The sequence below is a fragment of the Pseudomonas capsici genome (assembly GCF_017165765.1).
Classification (GTDB): Bacteria; Pseudomonadota; Gammaproteobacteria; order Pseudomonadales; family Pseudomonadaceae; genus Aquipseudomonas; species Aquipseudomonas capsici.
Genome location: NZ_JAFGZD010000004.1, coordinates 176478 through 195160, shown reverse-complemented (window position 1 = coordinate 195160; position 18683 = coordinate 176478). Strand labels below are relative to the sequence as shown.

General features: G+C 58.7%; 18 protein-coding genes. 4 read left to right on the top strand and 14 right to left on the bottom strand.

What is annotated here, in order from left to right:
• Positions 1-57 precede the first annotated feature (57 nt).
• Together JSY17_RS07365 and JSY17_RS07360 are read right to left on the bottom strand one after the other, a co-directional pair.
• The gene (locus tag JSY17_RS07365; protein ID WP_117181694.1) at positions 58-894 is read right to left on the bottom strand and encodes a 23S rRNA (adenine(2030)-N(6))-methyltransferase RlmJ; all 837 of its coding nucleotides are present in this window, start codon (positions 892-894) and stop codon (positions 58-60) included.
• A gap of 133 nt (positions 895-1027) precedes the next feature.
• A complete protein-coding gene (locus JSY17_RS07360) occupies positions 1028-1996 on the bottom strand; it encodes a WD40 repeat domain-containing protein (protein ID WP_232849325.1) in 969 nt (322 codons plus the stop codon).
• A gap of 363 nt (positions 1997-2359) precedes the next feature.
• Between JSY17_RS07360 and JSY17_RS07355 the strand changes: the two genes are divergently transcribed.
• Entirely contained in the window at positions 2360-2620 is a 261-nt protein-coding gene (locus tag JSY17_RS07355; protein ID WP_117181696.1) for a hypothetical protein, read from the top strand.
• 42 nt (positions 2621-2662) lie between these two features.
• Here JSY17_RS07355 and gbcB read toward each other — a convergent pair whose 3' ends face one another.
• Positions 2663-3763 (bottom strand): glycine-betaine demethylase subunit GbcB, encoded by a 1101-nt coding sequence (gbcB, locus tag JSY17_RS07350; protein WP_117167262.1) that lies wholly within the window; start codon positions 3761-3763, stop codon positions 2663-2665.
• A 322-nt stretch (positions 3764-4085) separates the two neighbouring features.
• On the opposite strand from gbcB, the gene gbcA reads away from it, so the two are divergent.
• Entirely contained in the window at positions 4086-5384 is a 1299-nt protein-coding gene (gbcA, locus tag JSY17_RS07345; RefSeq protein WP_117181698.1) for a glycine-betaine demethylase subunit GbcA, read from the top strand.
• Positions 5385-6168: 784 nt separating this feature from the next.
• On the opposite strand, the gene etfB is transcribed toward gbcA, so the two are convergent.
• The 6 genes from etfB to JSY17_RS07315 all read right to left on the bottom strand — a co-directional run bounded on the left by etfB (position 6169) and on the right by JSY17_RS07315 (position 13941).
• Positions 6169-6924: an electron transfer flavoprotein subunit beta gene (gene etfB / locus JSY17_RS07340; protein ID WP_404823336.1), complete on the bottom strand. Its 756-nt coding sequence runs from the start codon at positions 6922-6924 to the stop codon at positions 6169-6171.
• 55 nt (positions 6925-6979) lie between these two features.
• Positions 6980-8200, bottom strand: a complete 1221-nt coding sequence (gene etfA / locus JSY17_RS07335) for an electron transfer flavoprotein subunit alpha (RefSeq protein ID WP_206401534.1) — start codon at positions 8198-8200, stop codon at positions 6980-6982.
• Positions 8200-10161: a (Fe-S)-binding protein gene (gene dgcB / locus JSY17_RS07330; protein WP_206401535.1), complete on the bottom strand. Its 1962-nt coding sequence runs from the start codon at positions 10159-10161 to the stop codon at positions 8200-8202. The genes etfA and dgcB overlap by 1 nt, the downstream gene beginning before the upstream one ends.
• Positions 10162-10270: 109 nt before the next feature.
• Positions 10271-12331 (bottom strand): dimethylglycine demethylation protein DgcA, encoded by a 2061-nt coding sequence (dgcA, locus tag JSY17_RS07325; protein ID WP_117181706.1) that lies wholly within the window; start codon positions 12329-12331, stop codon positions 10271-10273.
• 15 nt (positions 12332-12346) lie between these two features.
• On the bottom strand, positions 12347-12877 hold the full coding sequence (locus JSY17_RS07320; protein WP_117181708.1) for a DUF5943 domain-containing protein: 531 nt from the start codon (positions 12875-12877) through the stop codon (positions 12347-12349).
• 86 nt (positions 12878-12963) lie between these two features.
• The gene (locus JSY17_RS07315) at positions 12964-13941 is read right to left on the bottom strand and encodes a dipeptidase (protein WP_117167255.1); all 978 of its coding nucleotides are present in this window, start codon (positions 13939-13941) and stop codon (positions 12964-12966) included.
• 228 nt (positions 13942-14169) lie between these two features.
• Here JSY17_RS07315 and JSY17_RS07310 point away from each other — a divergent pair, with 228 nt between their 5' ends.
• Together JSY17_RS07310 and JSY17_RS07305 are read left to right on the top strand one after the other, a co-directional pair.
• Positions 14170-14580 (top strand): lysozyme inhibitor LprI family protein, encoded by a 411-nt coding sequence (locus JSY17_RS07310; protein WP_117167254.1) that lies wholly within the window; start codon positions 14170-14172, stop codon positions 14578-14580.
• 56 nt (positions 14581-14636) lie between these two features.
• On the top strand, positions 14637-15059 hold the full coding sequence (locus JSY17_RS07305) for a DUF3010 family protein (protein ID WP_117167253.1): 423 nt from the start codon (positions 14637-14639) through the stop codon (positions 15057-15059).
• Positions 15060-15416: 357 nt separating this feature from the next.
• Here JSY17_RS07305 and fba read toward each other — a convergent pair whose 3' ends face one another.
• The 5 genes from fba to JSY17_RS07280 all read right to left on the bottom strand — a co-directional run bounded on the left by fba (position 15417) and on the right by JSY17_RS07280 (position 18681).
• Positions 15417-16481: a class II fructose-bisphosphate aldolase gene (gene fba, locus JSY17_RS07300; protein WP_117167252.1), complete on the bottom strand. Its 1065-nt coding sequence runs from the start codon at positions 16479-16481 to the stop codon at positions 15417-15419.
• A gap of 116 nt (positions 16482-16597) precedes the next feature.
• Positions 16598-16924 carry an MliC family protein gene (locus tag JSY17_RS07295; RefSeq protein ID WP_117167251.1) on the bottom strand — a complete coding sequence of 109 codons (327 nt, stop codon included), beginning with the start codon at positions 16922-16924 and terminating at the stop codon, positions 16598-16600.
• A 54-nt stretch (positions 16925-16978) separates the two neighbouring features.
• A complete protein-coding gene (locus JSY17_RS07290; protein ID WP_117167250.1) occupies positions 16979-17176 on the bottom strand; it encodes a hypothetical protein in 198 nt (65 codons plus the stop codon).
• 82 nt (positions 17177-17258) lie between these two features.
• Entirely contained in the window at positions 17259-17489 is a 231-nt protein-coding gene (locus JSY17_RS07285; RefSeq protein ID WP_117181712.1) for a hypothetical protein, read from the bottom strand.
• Positions 17490-17517: 28 nt separating this feature from the next.
• On the bottom strand, positions 17518-18681 hold the full coding sequence (locus JSY17_RS07280; RefSeq protein WP_117167248.1) for a phosphoglycerate kinase: 1164 nt from the start codon (positions 18679-18681) through the stop codon (positions 17518-17520).
• Positions 18682-18683 lie beyond the last annotated feature (2 nt).

Below are 18683 nucleotides of genomic sequence, written 5' to 3'. Positions count from 1 at the left end.
TACAAGCTACAAGCTTTTGACTTGAAGCTTGCGGCTTGTAGCTTGCAGCTCTGCCCCCTATTCCGCAATCAGCCAGTCCATCGTCCAGCCACCCCGGGTCTGCCCCAGTTTCTCGGCCAGATAGGGCATCAGTTCGCGCAGTTCTTCTTCCAGCCCCCAGGGCGGGTTGGCGATGGCGAGGCCTGAGCCGTTGAGGCTTGCGGGGGTGTCCAGTGGATGAACATGAAGCTCGACGCGCAGCAGCTTCGGCGCGCCGGTTTCGGCCAGGTCCTGGTAGAAGCGCTTGAGCTGGCGCTGGTCCTTGACCGGATACCAGATCGCGGCGACGGTCTGGCGCATGCGGCCAATGGCTTCCTTGAGGGCGACTGCACAGCGTTTCATTTCATCGAGCTGCTCGAAAGGCGGGTCGATCAGCATCACCGCGCGTTTCTCGGCAACCGGCAGCAAGGCCCGTGGTACATGCCAGCCTTCCCCCAGGTGTACGGCCACGCGACGATCACCCTTCATGTTTTCCTTGAGCAACCGCCCGTCTTCGGGGTGTTTCTCGTTGAGCAGCACACGCTCGCGCTCACGGGTCAGGCGACGGGCCAGCTCCGGCGAGCCCGGGTAGTACCGCAGTTCGCCATCGGGGTTCATGTCATGCAGCACTTGCAGGTAATCGGCTGCCAGCGCGGGCAGGTCGGGGGCATTCCACAAACGTGCGATCCCTTCCAGCCATTCACCGGTGCGAGTGGCCTGATCGCCCTTGAGGTCGTAAAGCCCCAGCCCGGCGTGGGTATCGAGATAGGCGAAGGGTTGCTCCTTGCGCGCCATGAGGGCGATCAAGCGAGTCAGTGTCAGGTGTTTGAACACATCGGCATGGTTGCCGGCATGGAAGGCGTGACGGTAATTCATGGCAGCTCCTGGAAGGCTGCGCAGTTTAACAAAACTCGGGCGGGAACAAGACAGGGCTTTCGGTTGCGAAGGGTGAATGACTTTGATCACCCTTCGGACAAGTTGCACATTACAGGATCAGGCATTGCCTGCATTACAGGGCATAAACGGAAATCCACTGCCTGTCTGGATGAGTGGTATAGAGACGGTCACCTTCACGGTTCAAGACTGCGCCGCCTACAGAGTGAAAGAAATCGATACGCGTGGCTGTTCTTTCAACCGTATCGATTCTGTACAGATCGAAATTGCAGGAGTGAATGGCGTACACATATCTATTATCCGGCGTTCCCCCGATGATATTGACGGGGTAACCCCTTGAACCGAACTCCAGCGTATACAGGATCTTGTGCGTTGCGGTATCGGTCACGAACATTTCATCAAAACCGCCGACATACAGCAGGCTGCCATCCGCACTGATCGACATGGAACAGGGGTTTCTGAAACCCGGTATATCCACTTGCGAGTAATCCCGCGTATCGATCATTGAGACAATACCGTCCGGATCATCGGCAAGTTCCGATGCATAGATGTAATGCCCCTGCGGACTGATTGCCATGACCAGAACCGCATTCGACATTTTGCCCAGATCGAAATCGCTTTCGGCATTGTAGTCAAAGGCGTCAATCATGCGGACAAGACCACCGGGCGCATAGCGGAACGACAGGCATATGAAACTCCCGTCAGGGCTGGCCGCTATTTTATCGACACCCTCGGAGTCGAGGATCGCCACCAGTGCCTTGCGCTGGATATCAATAACAGAGCATTCATTCTGCCCGGTGACATAGAGTTTGCGTCCATCCGGGCTGACGGCAACATCGCCGACACAATCCCTCTGGATACGGGATACGACTTCACGGCTCTCTATATCGATAAAGCTGACCCCGGTCCCATCGTCATGGGAGACGAAAAGCATGCGTTCATCCGGGCTTACATCAATTTCCTTGGGTGTAAAACTCAAAGGAATACTGGCTAGAAGTCTTGCTTCATGGGGAGAAGATTCACGGAAGGGAAAATCTGTCTTTTGGCTCAGGAAAGACGTGCCTGTGAATATTTTTCTTTGCATTTAACCCACCAATCCCTTGGCCTGTTCAGACCATCAATCGAGAAAACAGGTGCTGCCTTCAAAACGTTAAGCACGACCAAATCTATGATGTGCTCCATGAAATGAGTCATTACCAAAGCGCGACCTCCTTATCGGGTCAGGAATAACAGGGGATTATTGAATACTCGGACCGATGGGTTGGGTACTGTCAGAAATAACAGGTAAAGCCCGGAAACCTGACCGTTGATCGGCTTTTCTGCCGGACAGGGCCGTTCAGAAAGCGACCTGCCCATAGGTAATCAAGCCATCCACGGCAGACGGGCTTGCCGAGGCAACGACGCCCAACCAGAATCAGGGCCTTACCCGAGCAAAGGAACACTCGTCATGATGCACGCGGATTTGATTGATCAAGAGGACTTGCTGAGCCAACTCAGAGCGCTGGGGTTCGAGATGCCCAGTGGCTCAACGGCAGAGCAGGCCTGCGCGCAAGCGGTATGTGGGTTGAACGAAGAGCGCGCCACGGCATTGCGGCGCCTGGTCGAACAATTGCTGACGGGCAGTGCAACCATATTGCCAGCGGTACGCCAGGCCATCGATCAGCAATTGCTGCCGGCACTGGCGACCTACAAACAGAATCACAAGTAAGACCTGTAAGAACCGGGCGCACACTCGATGCGCCCCTGTGGATCAGTATTCGATCCGCACATCCCCCTTCGGCACGCTGCAGCACGACAGGATGTAACCCTCTTCCACGTCCTCGTCGGTGATACCGCCGTTGTGCTCCATCTCGACTTCGCCGCTGAGCTTCATGACCTTGCAGGTGCCACAGATGCCCATGCCGCAGGCCTTGGGAATCATCAGGCCCAGCTTGGAAGCCGCCGCATGGACGGTTTCCCCCGGCGCGACGCGAATGCTCTTGCCGGTCTCGGTGAACTCCACCTGATGCAGGTCCGCCACGTCGACTTCCGGCGCATCCGCAGCGATTTCGGCATGCTCCACAGCCTCGGCGCGCACTTCCGGCGGCGTCGCTCCGAAGGATTCTTCATGGTACTGAGCCATGTTGAAGCCGCTTTCCTGCAACATGCGCTTGACCGCAGCCATGTACGGCGTCGGCCCGCAGCAGAAGACTTCGCGATCCTTGTAGTCCGGCGTCATCAGCTCCAGCATCCGCTGGTTCAGGTAACCGCGATAACCCGCCCAGGGCTCGCCGAGGCCGTGCTTCTCACAGATCAGATGCAGATTGAAGTTATCGATCCGCGACGCCATATGTTCCAGCTCGCGATGATAGATGATGTCCTTCGGTGAGCGGGCGCTGTGCACGAACACCATGTCGACGTTGGCATTGGTGTCGTAGAACCAGCGGGCCATGGACATGACCGGCGTGATACCGACGCCGCCACTGAGATAGAGAATCTTCGGATTGGGGAAGTCGATGGCATTGAACAGCCCGACAGGCCCGTGCACCGCCAGCTCCTGGCCTTCATGCAGCGTATCGTGCAGGTAATTGGAAACCTTGCCTCCCGGAACACGCTTGACGGTAATCGAGAAGCTGTAAGGCACCGACGGCGAACTGGAGATGGTGTAGGAGCGCATGATGGGCAGGCCATCGATCTCCAGCTCCAGTGTGACGAACTGACCAGGCTTGAAGAAGAACAGGAGCGGCTGGTCTGCCATGAAGCAGAAGGTCCTGACATCCCAGGTTTCCTGAATCACCTTGACGACTCGCACAAGATGGCGGCCATTGGCCCATGTCTGGGTGGTTACCGGGCTGAGAAAATTCTGGGACATGCTTGATCTCCACGACCGACTGCCGGCCTTTATGGTGAGGATTCTGCGTAACGCGCAGGAGGCGCATTTACCTATCAACGACATTCACGTACTTACGGCGACCAGCCCCCACAGACCGTGGGTTCCCTAGTCGGGAACGGATTCGGCCATGTCGCCCATGGATAAGGTTCAGTCTGCGCCCACCTCCACACTCGCCCTCAACAGCCACGAAGAAACTCACCTGCATGAGCGAACCCCGATCGCCTTGCGTGCAACGCTGCAAAGAACCGTATTAGCCACATTCGCAGGCCGCCAACGATGCGGTCATGAGGGAAATTGAAAAATGGACATCACCGCAACCCTGAGCCTTGGCGACCCGCTGGAACCTGCACGCAAGGCCACTGCCGAGATGCTACAGAACCGCGAGCGCACCTATTCGCTGCCACAGCCGTTCTACAGTGATGACCGGTTGTTTGAAATCGACATGCAGGAAATCTTTCACAAGGAATGGCTGATTGCAGGCATGACCTGTGAAATCCCGGCCAAGGGCAACTACCTGACGCTGCAGATCGGCAAGAACCCGATCCTCGTCGTGCGCGCCCCGGATGGCAGCGTGAATGCTTTCCACAACGTCTGCCGCCACCGTGGCTCGCGGCTGTGCACAGCCGAGAAAGGCAAGGTCGCCAAGCTGGTCTGTCCTTACCACCAGTGGACCTACGAGCTGGATGGACGCCTGTTGTACGCGGGCACCGAGATGGGCGACGACTTCGACATGAAGAACTTCAGCCTCAAGCCCATCAACGTCAAGACCGCAGGCGGCTATATCTTCATCAGTCTGGCGGAGAACCCGCCCGCCATCGATGAGTTCCTGGCCACGCTCAAGCACTACATGGAACCCTACGACATGGAGAACACCAAGGTGGCGGTGCAGACCACCTTGATGGAAAAGGCCAACTGGAAGCTGGTGATCGAGAACAACCGCGAGTGCTATCACTGCAACGGTTCGCACCCGGAGCTGTTGAAAACACTGCTCGAATGGGACGATGTGACCGACCCACGCGCCGATCAGGCCTTCAAGGACCACGTGGCCGCCTCTGCCGCCGCCTGGGATGCCGAGAAGATTCCTTACGCCCACGCCAGTTTTGGCCTGCGTAACCGCATCGTACGCATGCCGCTGCTCAAGGGCACCGTGTCCATGACCATGGACGGCCAGGTCGGCTGCAAGAAACTCATGGGCCGTATCCAGAACCCGGACCTGGGCTCAATGCGTATCCTGCACCTGCCTCACTCCTGGAACCACTGCATGGGCGATCACATCATCGTCTTCACGGTATGGCCGATCAGCGCCCAGGAAACCATGGTCACGACCAAGTGGATCGTGCACAAGGATGCCGTGGAAGGCGTCGATTACGACGTTGAGCGCATGCGTCAAGTCTGGGACGCCACCAACGATCAGGACCGTCGCCTGGCCGAGGAGAACCAGCGCGGTATCAACTCGAGCGCCTACCAGCCCGGCCCGTACTCCAAGACCTATGAGTTCGGCGTGGTCAACTTCATCGACTGGTACAGCTCGCGGGTTCTGGAAAACCTGGGTGCAGAACCTGCGCCCTACCTCAAAGGCGTAGCGGTCAACCACGAGTGACCTTATGGGAGTTGGATGTTGATCAAAAAACATCCAACTCCCTCACAACCCAGGCCGGCAGGCCCCTCCCGACGTCAACGAACAACTTATCCACAGAGCAACCCACAGCAATTGTGGGAAAGTCGATTTTCTCGCTCTCAAAAAACCTGAAAAAACCGTGACTTAGTCATTACTGCAACCAAGGGCCAGACTGTTCATTTTTTGACCAAACGTCTGAAGACCTCGTATTCATTGGTCTTCAAGGGATCACGAACACCTTATCCACAGAAGCGCCAACAGACTTTGGGGGCAACTTGGGATTTGCTGGCCACGGCCTGTGGAAAACTGTTTCAGACGTGATACAGCAAGGCTTTTGAGGGTGATTCATCTCAATTGACAGTCAATTGATCATTTTTCATACAGAACCTTGCAGGCCACGTCTTATATGGCCTGCAAGAGATCACGAACAACTTGTCCACAGAGAGGCCAACAGAGTTTGTGGGCAATCGATAGGAAAATGAGGAGCAGTGGATTGTTTATCCACATGAAAAAGTCAGTAAAAACCGCAAGTTAGGTTGATCATTTTTCAACCAGAGGCCTGTAAGGCACGGTTTACATAGGGCTCAGCAACCCGCGAACACGTTATCCACAGGTGGACGCACAGGGAATGTGTGTAACTCCTGTAGGAGGCAGCTTGCTGGCGACAACGGTGAAGGTCGCCAGCAAGCTGCCTCCTACAGCCCTCGGACGGACTTGCAACACTTAATGCAGACAGAGCCAATCAATTCGCTTGTACTGGAAACAGTTATCGAATGACGCCTTCTTCCACCAGCAACTTGAGGATCGCCGCAGCCCCCTCTTGCGGGCTGACGCCTTTGAGGACTTGCCCGGTGCCGCCACTGGCCTTGGCAGTTGCGGCCTTCATGCGGTCGGCGCCGCTCTTGGCCTTGATCACTTTCAGGCGTTTGGGACGGGGTTTGGCCGGTTGCAGACTATGGGCTGTGAGTAACTCATCCACCACCACTTCTACCTGCTCCACACCCAGGGCTCCACGCTGCGCAGGGCCGTAGGCGCTCTGGCGCGGCTTGGGCGCTGCGTTATCCACAGTGGCCAGAAACGGCAGGCGAACCTTGAGGCGACGCCGCTGGCCTCGCGGCAAGGCTTGCAGGACAAGGGCCACACCGCTATCCAGAGACTCCACCTGAGCCAGCCCCACCACCAGCGGCCAGCCCAGCCGTTCCGCCAGCAGGAACGGCAACATGCCCGAGCCTTCGCCGGTTTCCGCCTGGCTGCCGGTGAGCACGATCTGCACCCCCGCATCGCGGATGTAGTCGGTCAGCGCAGGCAATGCGTCCGCGCCTTCGGGCTGCTCCAGCACCTGCAGTTCGTCCAAGCCCATGCCCATATAGGCCCGTAATGCAGGCTCCTGGGGATTACCGGCATGCAGCACCTGCAAGTTATCCCCAGCCAGTTGCAGACCCAGCTCCACGGCGCGGGCATCCTGCTCGGCGCGACGGGCGCGTCCCGAGGTCGGGTGAGCGCCGATGGACACCAGGCTCATGACCTGCAACGAGGTCTTGTTCAATGACGCATTATCCACAGATGAACTCCCTCGCTCAGGCCGCATCACGTTTTGCCTCGTTGCGATAAGCCTCGACCGCCTCGATCAAGGCCTGGAGGATGGCAGCGCTTTCACCGATCACCGACAGGTCGGCGCGCTTGATCATGTCGCAGCTGGCATCCAGGTTGACCGCCACCACCTTGTCGCAGGCACCAATGCCTTGCAGGTGCTGGATCGCGCCAGAGATACCCACAGCCACATACACACGTGCAGTGACCCAGGTTCCGCTGGCCCCCACCTGACGGTCCCGGCTCATGAAACCATCGTCCACCGCTACCCGGGAGGCACCTTCGGTCGCTCCCAGAGCCGCAGCCGTGCGATGGAACAAGTCCCAGTCCTTGACGCCATTGCCGCCCGAGAAGATGAACTCCGCTTCGGCCATGGGGATAACTGCCGGATCCACGGCGACTGCGCCAAGGTCCTCGATACGTGCAAGACTGCGCGCCACACGTGTGGATAACTCCACCGACAACGCTTCATGGCGCGTTTCACTGACCGGCTCGGCGCATTCGGCAGCGGCCAGAATCAGGCGCGCCAGCGGACGGGCCAGGTCTTCACGGCCCGCTCCCGCACGCCCGATGCACTGTTCGTCCTTGACCTGCCAGACACGGGTCGCCGGACGCTCGCCCAGGCTGGCAGCAAAACGCCGTCCCAGCTCACCGCCGCCGCTGCGGCTGTCCGGCAACAGCCAGTGCCGTGGGTTGAACTGGTTATCCACAGCCAGCAGCCCTTGCACGCGCTGCTCCGGTGAATAACCGCTGAACTCATCACCTTCCAGAACCAGCAGGCGGTCGACACCCGCCGTCTCGAAAGTGTTTTCCTTATGCTCGCCAAATACCACGGCCAGAACCGCTCCAGCGCTGCCCGCCAGTTGATGGGCAAGCCCCAGCAGATCCCGGTCGTGACTGCTCAGGCGGCCACCGACCATGTCCGGCACCACGGTGATGTAAAACGCAGGCTCCGGCACTTGATGCAGCGGCAGGCTGATCTCGGCAGCCGCAGAACGTTTGACCGTCCCGCCCTGCTGCGCGCCGCTGCGGTCGATGCGCTTGATACCATTGGGGCCGATGAAGCCCAGCCCGTGCACATTCTTGCGCATAAGGCCATTAGGTCCCATCCAACTGGTCTGTACGGGCTGCATCGCTGCATGCAAAGGGTGCAGACGGTTACGTGCGATCCATTCGGCACGCGGGTCACGGCGGATAATGTCGCTCATCAATGCACCTCCGCAGGTTCACGTCTGGCAGGCTCCGACTTGCTGACAACCGGCTCTTCGATCAAGGCATCGGCCACCAGCTCGGCAATGTCCTTGATCAGCGGCCGCGGTTCGACCACACCTTCAAGCATAGCCGTGCATTGTGGACAACCGACTGCTACCAGTTCTGCACCGGTCTCGCGGATATCGTCCATACGCATGTCGGGAATCCGCTGCTTGCCGGGAATATCGGTGATGGGCGCACCGCCCCCGCCACCGCAGCAACGGGAACGGAAGCCCGAGCGCTGCATTTCCTTGATCTCGATACCCAGGGCACGCAATACCTCGCGCGGCGCTTCGTATTCACCGTTGTAACGTCCCAGGTAGCAGGGATCGTGATACGTCACGCTGGAGCCCTTGTGTTGCCCGAGCCTGAGCGCGCCGCCCTGAAGCAGTTCAGCCATGTAAGTGCTGTGATGCTGAACGAGGTAGTCGCCACCCAAGGCACCGTATTCGTTTTTCAGCACATGAAAGCTGTGGGGGTCGCAGGTGACGATGCGCTTGAAGCTGTATCTGGACAGCGTCTGGATATTGCGTCTGGCCAGCATCTGGAATGTCGCTTCATCACCCAGACGACGGGCCACATCGCCACTGTCGCGCTCTTCAAGGCCCAGTACGGCAAAGTCGACCTTCGCGGCTTTCAGGACTTTGACAAACGCTCGCAGCGTGCGCTGGTTGCGCATATCGAACGCGCCATCGCCCACCCAGAACAGCACATCGGTGGTTTTCTTTTCGCTGAGCAGGTTCAGGCTCAAATCCGCCGCCCAGTTCATCCGTCCGCCCGGCGCGAAACCGCCGGGGTTGTCGGTGGCGATCAGGTTATCCAGCACTTCGGCGCCCTTGTTAGGGGTCGCGCCTTTTTCCAGGGTCAGGTGGCGGCGCATGTCGACGATGGCGTCTACGTGCTCGATCATCATCGGGCACTCTTCCACACACGCCCGGCAGGTGGTGCAGGACCACAGGGTTTCCGCGTCCACCAGTCCATTGACGATCGGTTGATGCGGATTGCCGCCATGTTCGCCTAGAGGCTTGCCCTTGCCGTCGAGGGATGGATAGGGGCTGCCTGCAAATTTGGCATCGGTGCCACCGGCCAGACCGACCACCATGTCCTGAATCAGCTTCTTGGGGTTCAAGGGCTGTCCGGCAGCGAACGCCGGGCATACAGCCTCGCATTTGCCGCACTGTACACAGGCGTCAAAACCCAACAACTGGTTCCAGGTGAAATCCTCGGGCTTTTCCACGCCCAGCGGTGCGCTCGGATCAGTAAGGTCCAGCGGCTTCAACCCGGTGGAACGACCGCCACCGAAGCGCTCGGCACGCCGGTGCCAGGCCAGGTGCAGGGCTCCGGCGAAAGCGTGCTTCATCGGCCCGCCCCAGGTCATGCCGAAAAACAGCTCACTGACGCCCCACAACACGCCCACACCCAGAATCGCAGCCAGCAACCAGCCGCCGAAGTTCTCGGGAAGAATGCCCGCAACCGGCAAGGTCACCACAAAGAAGCTGGCGGAAAACGCCATCAGACTTTTCGGCAAGCGCATCCACGGCCCTTTGGAGAGGCGCGATGGCGGATTGAGACGACGACGAAAGACAAACACCGCCCCCACGAACATCACCGCCGACATCAGCAGCAAGGCATAGCCCAGGAAGCGGTTATGCAGGCCGAAACCATGCACCAGAATCGCCAGCACAATGGACGCCACCGCGCCACCGGCTGTGGCGACGTGGGTGTTGGCGATGTATTTGTCCCGGGCCACGACATGGTGCAGATCGACCATGTAACGCTTGGGCATGGCCAGCAGCCCGCCCAGCAGATCGACCTTGGAAGCCCGGCCGTTGCGCCACATTTTTACCCGCCGCAAGGCGCCCAGCACCGCAAGGGCCAGGGCTGCGAACAGCAGGAGAGGGAGAAGGGTGTTTAACATCAGAGTCACCTCTGGCGAGGTGCATGCCGCAAGCTTCAAGCCACAAGAAGAGCAACGATGGGAGCGATGCGTTCACTTGCAGCTTGAAGCCTGCGGCTTGCAATGGCCGTCAAAAATCCTTACAGAGCCGCAATCCGTCATAGATCGCTGCGTGGGTATTACGCTGGGCCACGCAGTCGCCGATACGGAAGAGCAGGTAACCATCACCCGGTTGGCTCAGCGAAGGTTGCGGCTGGATGGCGAACAAGGCGTCGATATCGATCTGGCCTTTGTTGCGCGAACCTTCCTTGAGACCGTAATAAAGAGCCTCGTCCGGACGCACGCCGTTTTCGACGACGATCTGGTCGACCACCCGCTCTTCCTTGGCACCGGTGTATTCGTTCTCCAGGACGGCAACCAGCTTGTCGCCTTCGCGGTAGACCTTCTCCAGCATCATGTCGCCGGTCATGATCACTTCCTTGGGATACATGCTGCGGTAGTAGGTCGGGAACGAGGTGCCGCCAATCGCGACGCCGGGTTTGATGTCATCGGTGACGATCTCGACCTGCGAGCCCTTGTCGGCCAGGAAGTCGGCCACGGACATGCCGGTGAATTCGCAGATGGTGTCGTAGACCAGCACGTTCTTGCCCGGCGCAACCTTGCCGTCCAGCACGTCCCAGCTACTGACCACCAGGCCTTCGGCCGCGCCCCAGTGCTCGTTCTGCTCCAGGAACGGATGACCGCCTACTGCCAGAACCACGATATCCGGGCGCAGGTCGAGAATGGTCGCCGCGTCGGCAGCGGTGCCCAGACGCAGATCGACCTTCAGGCGCGCCAGCTCCAGTTGGTACCAGCGAGTGATACCGGCAATCTGGTCACGCTGTGGCGCTTTCGACGCCGTAGTGATCTGCCCGCCGATGGCGTCCTTCTTCTCGAACAACGTCACGTCATGGCCACGCTCGGCAGATACCCGGGCGGCCTCCATACCCGCAGGGCCGGCCCCCACGATCACCACCTTGCGTTTCGGCCCGGTGGATTTCTCGATGATGTGCGGCACGCCCATGTATTCGCGAGACGTGGCAGCGTTCTGGATGCACAGCACATCCAGCCCTTGATACTGGCGGTCGATGCAGTAGTTGGCACCGACGCACTGCTTGATCTGGTCAACCTGCCCCATCTTGATCTTGGCAATCAGGTGCGGGTCGGCGATATGGGCACGGGTCATGCCGACCATGTCCACATAGCCACCTTCCAGGATCCGGGTCGCCTGATTCGGGTCCTTGATGTTCTGCGCGTGCAGTACCGGAACCTTGACCACTTCCTTGATCCCGGCGGCCAGATGCAGGAACGGCTCCGGTGGATAACTCATGTTGGGGATAACGTTGGCCAGGGTGTTATGGGTATCGCAACCCGAGCCCACAACACCGATGAAATCGATCATGCCGGTGGCGTCGTAATACCTGGCGATTTCCTTCATATCCTCATGGCTCAGGCCATCGGGATGGAATTCATCACCACAGATCCGCAGGCCTACACAGAAGTCGGGACCCACTTCCTTGCGCACGGCCTTGATCACTTCCAGGCCAAAACGCATGCGGTTTTCGAAACTGCCGCCCCACTCGTCGGTGCGCTTGTTGACCCGAGGGCTCCAGAACTGGTCGATCATGTGCTGGTGCACGGCGGACAGCTCGACCCCATCCAGGCCACCGGCCTTGGCACGGGCCGCAGCGCTGGCGTAATTGCCGATCACCCGCCAGATTTCTTCCGGCTCGATGGTCTTGCAGGTCGCACGGTGAACCGGCTCACGAATGCCGGACGGCGACATGAGGGTCGGCCAGTGCTCGCCATCCCAACGGGAACGACGGCCCATGTGGGTAATCTGGATCATGATCTTGGCGCCGTGCTTGTGCATGGCGTCGGCAAGGTTCTGGAAGTGCGGAATGATCTTGTCGGTGGCCAGGTTGACCGACTTCCACCAGCCTTGCGGGCTGTCGATGGCTACAGTGGAAGAGCCGCCGCAGATCGCCAGGCCGATACCGCCCTTGGCCTTCTCTTCGTAGTACTTCACATAGCGGTCGGTGGTCATCCCGCCATCGGTGGCATAAACCTCGGCGTGAGCGGTACTCAGGACACGGTTGCGGATCGTAAGTTTGCCGATCTGGATCGGCTGGAACATTGCTTCGAAAGCCATAACACGATCCTCGACTTACAACGGTTTCACGACAAACAGACCGTCGTCATGACCTTCTTCGGAGCCACCGTAGACCTGTTCGGCAACGGTGCGGACAGAACTGCCTCTGGCGGCCAGGATCTGATCCATTGCGCCGGCGAACCAGCCGGTGAACATGTAGTCGACCTTGCGTCCGACCTTGCCGTACACATACACGAACGCCGAGTGTTCGAGCTTGACGCTGGCAGTGCCCTTTTCCAGATCGATATCCTGAATCTTGAACAGTCCCCAGCCACGCTGGGACAGGCGCTTCATGTAGTGTTCGAACACCGCAACGCCTTCCAGACCATGGCATTCGGCTTCCTTTTCACACCAGTGCCAGGCGGACTTGTAGCCGGCCTTGTAAAGAATTTCGGCGTAGGCTTCGGCACCCAGCACCTCTTCGATTCCCATGTGGTTATTGACGAAGAAATGGCGCGGCACGTAGAGCATCGGCAATGCATCGGAGGTCCAGACGCCTGTTTCGCTGTCGACTTCGATAGGCAGTTGCGGGGCGATTTTAGCCATGGGGTCAAACTCCAGAAATTCGGGTTACTCCCACTGCACACAGGGCAGTGGGGTTATCAATTCAAAGGGGGTCGTCGCGTGGAAAATTATTCGCCCCAGACGTCTCGGAGCACGTTGACCCAGTTCTCGCCCATGATCTTGCGCACGACGCGCTCGGAGTGGCCGCGCTTGAGCAGGGTTTCGGTCAGGTTCGGGAATTCGCCCACGGTGCGGATGCCCAGCGGGTTGATGATCTTGCCGAAGTTGGTCAGCCGACGGGCGTAGCCCTTGTCATGGGTCAGGTACTCGAAGAAGTCCTGGCCATGGCCCTGGGTGAAGTCGGTGCCGATGCCGATGGCGTCTTCGCCGACGATATTCATCGTGTATTCGATGGCTTCGGCATAGTCGTCGATGGTCGAGTCGATGCCCTTGGCCAGGAAAGGCGCAAACATGGTCACGCCGACAAAGCCGCCGTGATCGGCGATGAACTTCAGTTCGGCATCGGATTTGTTGCGCGGATGTTCCTTGAGACCGGACGGCAGGCAGTGGGAGTAGCAGACCGGTTTCTTCGATTCGAGGATGACCTCTTCGGAAGTCTTGGAGCCCACATGGGACAAGTCGCACATGACGCCAACACGGTTCATCTCGGCCACGATCTCGCGCCCGAAGCCCGAGAGGCCGCCATCGCGCTCGTAGCAGCCGGTGCCCACCAGGTTCTGGGTGTTGTAGCACATCTGCACGATGCCGACGCCCAGCTTCTTGAAGATCTCGACGTAGCCGATCTGGTCTTCGTAGGCATGAGCATTCTGGAAGCCGAACAGGATGCCGGTCTTGCCCAGCTCCTTGGCCTTGCGGATGTCGGCAGTGGTATGGACCGGCATAACCAGGTCACTGTTTTCGCGCATTAGCTTCTGGCTGGTACAAATGCTGTTGATGGTGGCCTGGAAACCTTCCCACACCGATACCGTGCAGTTGGCCATGGTCAGGCCACCTTTGCGCATGTCTTCAAACAGCTCGCGATTCCATTTGGCGATAATCAGCCCGTCAATGACGATGCTATCGGCGTGCAGTTCGGCTGGGCTCATCAGGCTGTCCCCTTTTTAGGTACTTGCGCGCCGAATCGGCTGTCGGCGCTATTGGGGTCAGCATATGCCGGAGGGTCCGGCGAGCCGGGTGCAAAAACGACAGGGGGTTTGCCGAAAGCGTCAAGATGCGACAAAGGGCCATGAGACACTGTCAGCCTGTGTCGTAAACCTGTTCTTTGCCTCGCGCTTAGGCCAGAATTCAAGGCATCAATGGATCGGAGCCACTCGATGAAAACGATTTTCCTGACCCTGGCCCTCATGGCGACCGTCGTGACCGGCGCACAAGCGGCTCAAGATTCGGACAGCACGCCGTGCGACGGCGTCGATAGCGACAACCAGACCCTGGAGTGCTCGGTCTATAGCCGACACACCGCAGAAGAGCTGCTCAAGGAAAACTTTCAGAACCTGCTCAATCGCGTCCAGTCGCAATTTGTCGCCAACAAATCGCAATACAACGACTTCACCAGCAAGCTCAAGACTGCCCAGCAGGCCTGGGAAAAGCTGCGTGATGCCGATTGCGCAGTCGAAGTCTTCCCGTCTGCCGCGGGTAGCAAGGCCTACACCATCAACGAAAACGACTGCATTGCGCGCATGAGTGACGAGCGTTCGGAATATCTGGAATCAATTGCGCAGGAATAACGCCAGCGATGAGATAACCTGTTCCTTTATATGAATCGAAGGCACCAGGCATTCCCATGATTATTTGTGGTGTAGAAATCAAAGGCAGTGAAGCCATCTTCGCCCTGGCCACTCGTCAGAACGGCGGCACTGCGCATTTGCCGCTGGCAACCCGAAAGATCGCGCTGGCAGATGATGACGAGGCCGGCAACGTCAAAGCCTTCGCCGCGCAGATCGCAAGCTTTGTGCGGGAAAACGGCATCAGCCATGTCGCGATCAAGAAACGCAGCAAGAAAGGCGAATTCGCCGGTGGCCCCACCACCTTCAAGATCGAAACCGTCTTCCAACTCCTGGCCGATTGCGACGTGATCCTTGTGTCACCGCAAACCATCAATGCCCAGCACAGAAAACACGACTTCGCCCTGCCCGATACCTTGAACAAGTATCAGCATGAGGCTTACAAGACGGCGTGTGCGGAGTTGATGAAAAATGGGAAATGATCGATGGATCAAGAGGCCGTGTCTCAAGCCAAAAAAGATTTAACCGGCTCGATAACAGGATGGCCCCGCAAAGCGGGGCCATGAATACCTACCTGGTGTCGTCACCAGCATGAACCAAAAGGCTCTTCTGGGAGAGGGCGCTCCAAGGCTGCGAGATGGATGTTAATACGCAAAAACAGGATGTGCAAATTTGATTGACCAGACTGCAGACATAATGCTTCTGGAGAAAATGTTCTCTAAACCACGCATTGCTCGCTACGTGCGAGGCGTCAAGAGTGATGTGATTCCAGAGAACAACAAAAACATGCCCCATAAAAAACCCGCATCACTGCGGGTTTTTTATTACCGGATCAACACTCAGTTGATCTTGGCATCCAGCTCGCCCTTGGCGTAACGCTCGAACATGCGATCCAGGGAGATCGGCTTGATCTTCGAGGCGTTGCCGGCGGTACCGAAGGCTTCGTAACGGGCGATACATACGTCGCGCATGGCAACGACTGTCTTGGCCAGGTATTTGCGCGGGTCGAACTCGCTGCGGTTCTTGGCCATGAACTCACGGATGGCACCGGTAGAAGCCAGACGCAGGTCGGTGTCGATGTTGACCTTGCGCACGCCGTGCTTGATGCCTTCAACGATCTCTTCGACCGGAACACCGTAGGTTTCCTTGATGTCGCCGCCGTACTCGTTGATGATTTTCAGCCACTCCTGAGGAACGGACGAAGAGCCGTGCATCACCAGGTGAGTGTTCGGGATGCGCTTGTGGATTTCCTTGATGCGCTCGATCGCCAGGATGTCACCGGTAGGCGGCTTGGTGAACTTGTAGGCGCCGTGGCTGGTGCCGATGGCGATTGCCAGGGCATCGACCTGGGTCTTCTTGACGAAGTCGGCAGCCTCTTCCGGGTCGGTCAGCATCTGGCTGTGATCCAGGATACCTTCTGCGCCAACGCCGTCTTCTTCACCGGCCATACCGGTTTCCAGAGAACCCAGAACGCCCAGCTCACCTTCTACCGACACGCCACAGGCGTGGGCGAAAGCAACTACGCGACGGGTCACGTCGACGTTGTACTCGTAGCTGGCAGGCGTCTTGCCGTCTTCACCCAGCGAGCCGTCCATCATGACCGAGCTGAAGCCCAGCTGGATCGAACGCTGGCAGATATCAGGGCTGGTGCCGTGGTCCTGGTGCATGACCACCGGGATGTGCGGGAACTCTTCGACTGCCGCGAGGATAAGGTGACGCAGGAACGGGGCACCGGCGTATTTGCGGGCACCGGCCGAAGCCTGGACGATCACCGGGGAGTCGGTCTTGTCGGCCGCTTCCATAATGGCGCGCATTTGTTCCAGGTTGTTTACGTTGAAAGCTGGAACGCCGTAGCCGAATTCGGCTGCGTGGTCCAACATCTGGCGCATGCTGATAAGTGCCATTGTCTGTGTGTCTCCCGGTCGGGTCGTTAATCGTGCAAGCCTGCCGTAGTGGCGACTGCTATTCAAGTTATACGCAAGAGCCACAAGGGCCATGCGGGTGGTACATCGGCTACGACTTATCTGGCCTTGCAGCCGCGTCCGATCAAATCGTTGGTGGCGTCCCAGTAAATCAGGCCTTCGTCACCCTTGTTGGCAAAAGCCAACACATTGTTACTGTAGAGCGTCCCGCTGGCAGCACCAGGCTGGGCCTTGAGCCTGAAAACCTGATCGCTCTGGTTCAGGCGCACATCCACTTCCTTCCTGGCCGAATCGGCAAAGCGCCAATGGACCTCGGCCTTGCTGTCACATACCCAGTGGTTCCAGGAATCACTGGACTGCGGCGCCTTTGACGTCGCGCAACCGCCGAGCACTGCAAATGCCGCAAGGGCAATCAAGCCTTTCATCACGTCTCCTGGCCTGCCCCGGGAAGCCCGGCATATGCCGCTCGCTTCGCTACATCAGGGGCAGTTCTGCTGCTGATTACGATCACTGGCCGGTTCACCCGTGACATGCGCCTCGACCCGCTGGGTATTGTCGGTCGTCGGCACATTCACGGAGGCCGGGCTGAATACTTCACAGGTTCGGGCTTTGGAGCCCGGACTGCTGCAACCTGCCAAAACAATGCAACTCACAAGAGCCAGGGTGGCGATTTTCATGGCGAAACTCCTTCTCGGAAAAGATCCCACCCTTTAATGACCGCCAAAGCTCGCAGATGTTACCTGCGAGCCTTCACCTGACTCAGAGACAGCCCACATTGCCCACGCGAGGCATGAACTCGTAACGGTCCCATACTTCCTGACCGCCACGCTTGTAGATCACTGGCACGGTTTCAGCTTGCCAACCGGCCTGATAGCAACTCAGTTGAAGCAACTGCGCCTGGGGCTCAGGCCCCGTATCGTCAACCTCAGGCTTGCCTGCGCAACCGGCCAGCAGACCTGCGACCAGCAATAACGGTAACGTCCTGCCCATGAACTACTCCCTTTCCTGAACCGGAAAATCAGGCCTTTGCACGCTGCTCAAGCACCTCCACGGCTGGCAGGACCTTGCCCTCGACGAACTCGAGGAACGCGCCGCCACCGGTGGAAATGTAGGAAATCTGTTGTGCAACGCCATACTTGTCGATGGCTGCCAGAGTATCGCCACCACCAGCGATGGAGAACGCGGCGCTTTCGGCAATGGCCTTGGCCAATGCCTTGGTCCCTTCGCCGAACTGATCGAACTCGAACACGCCGACCGGACCGTTCCACAGGATAGTCCCGGAAGATTTCAGCAATTGGGCAAACTGGGCCGCGGTTTGCGGGCCGATGTCGAGAATCATGTCGTCGTCGGCCACATCGGCGATAAGTTTGACGGTCGCAGCAGCGCTTTCGGCGAACTCCTTGGCAACCACCACGTCCACCGGCAATGGCACGCTGACCTTGGCGGCAATGGCGCGAGCGGTGTCCAGCAGGTCCGGCTCGTACAGCGATTTGCCGACCTTGTGACCGGCTGCAGCCAGGAAGGTGTTGGCGATACCGCCGCCGACGATCAACTGGTCGCAGATGGCGCTCAGGCTGTTGAGCACATCCAGCTTGGTGGAAACCTTGGAACCGGCAACGATGGCGGCCATCGGCTTGGCCGGTGCGCCCAGAGCCTTGCCCAGCGCTTCCAGTTCGGCTGCCAGCAAAGGACCTGCCGCAGCGACCTTGGCAAATTTGGCAACACCGTGGGTCGAGCCTTCGGCGCGGTGAGCAGTGCCGAAAGCGTCCATCACGAAGACGTCGCACAGCGCGGCATATTTCTGCGCCAGCTCGTCGGCGTTCTTTTTCTCGCCCTTGTTGAAACGCACGTTCTCGAACAGCACGACATCGCCCGCCTTGACGTCGACGCCATCGAGGTAATCGGCAACCAGAGGGACTTCACGGCCCAGCGCCTTGCTCAGGTAGTCGGCAACCGGCTTGAGGCTGTTCTCGGCCGAGAACTCACCTTCGGTCGGACGGCCCAGGTGCGAGCAGACCAGTACGGCAGCCCCCTTCTCCAGCGCCAGTTTGATGGTCGGCAGCGAAGCAAGGATTCGGGCATCGCTACTGACAACGCCGTCCTTGATCGGGACGTTGAGGTCTTCGCGAATCAGCACACGCTTACCTTGCAGATCGAGGTCGGTCATCTTCAACACGGTCATGA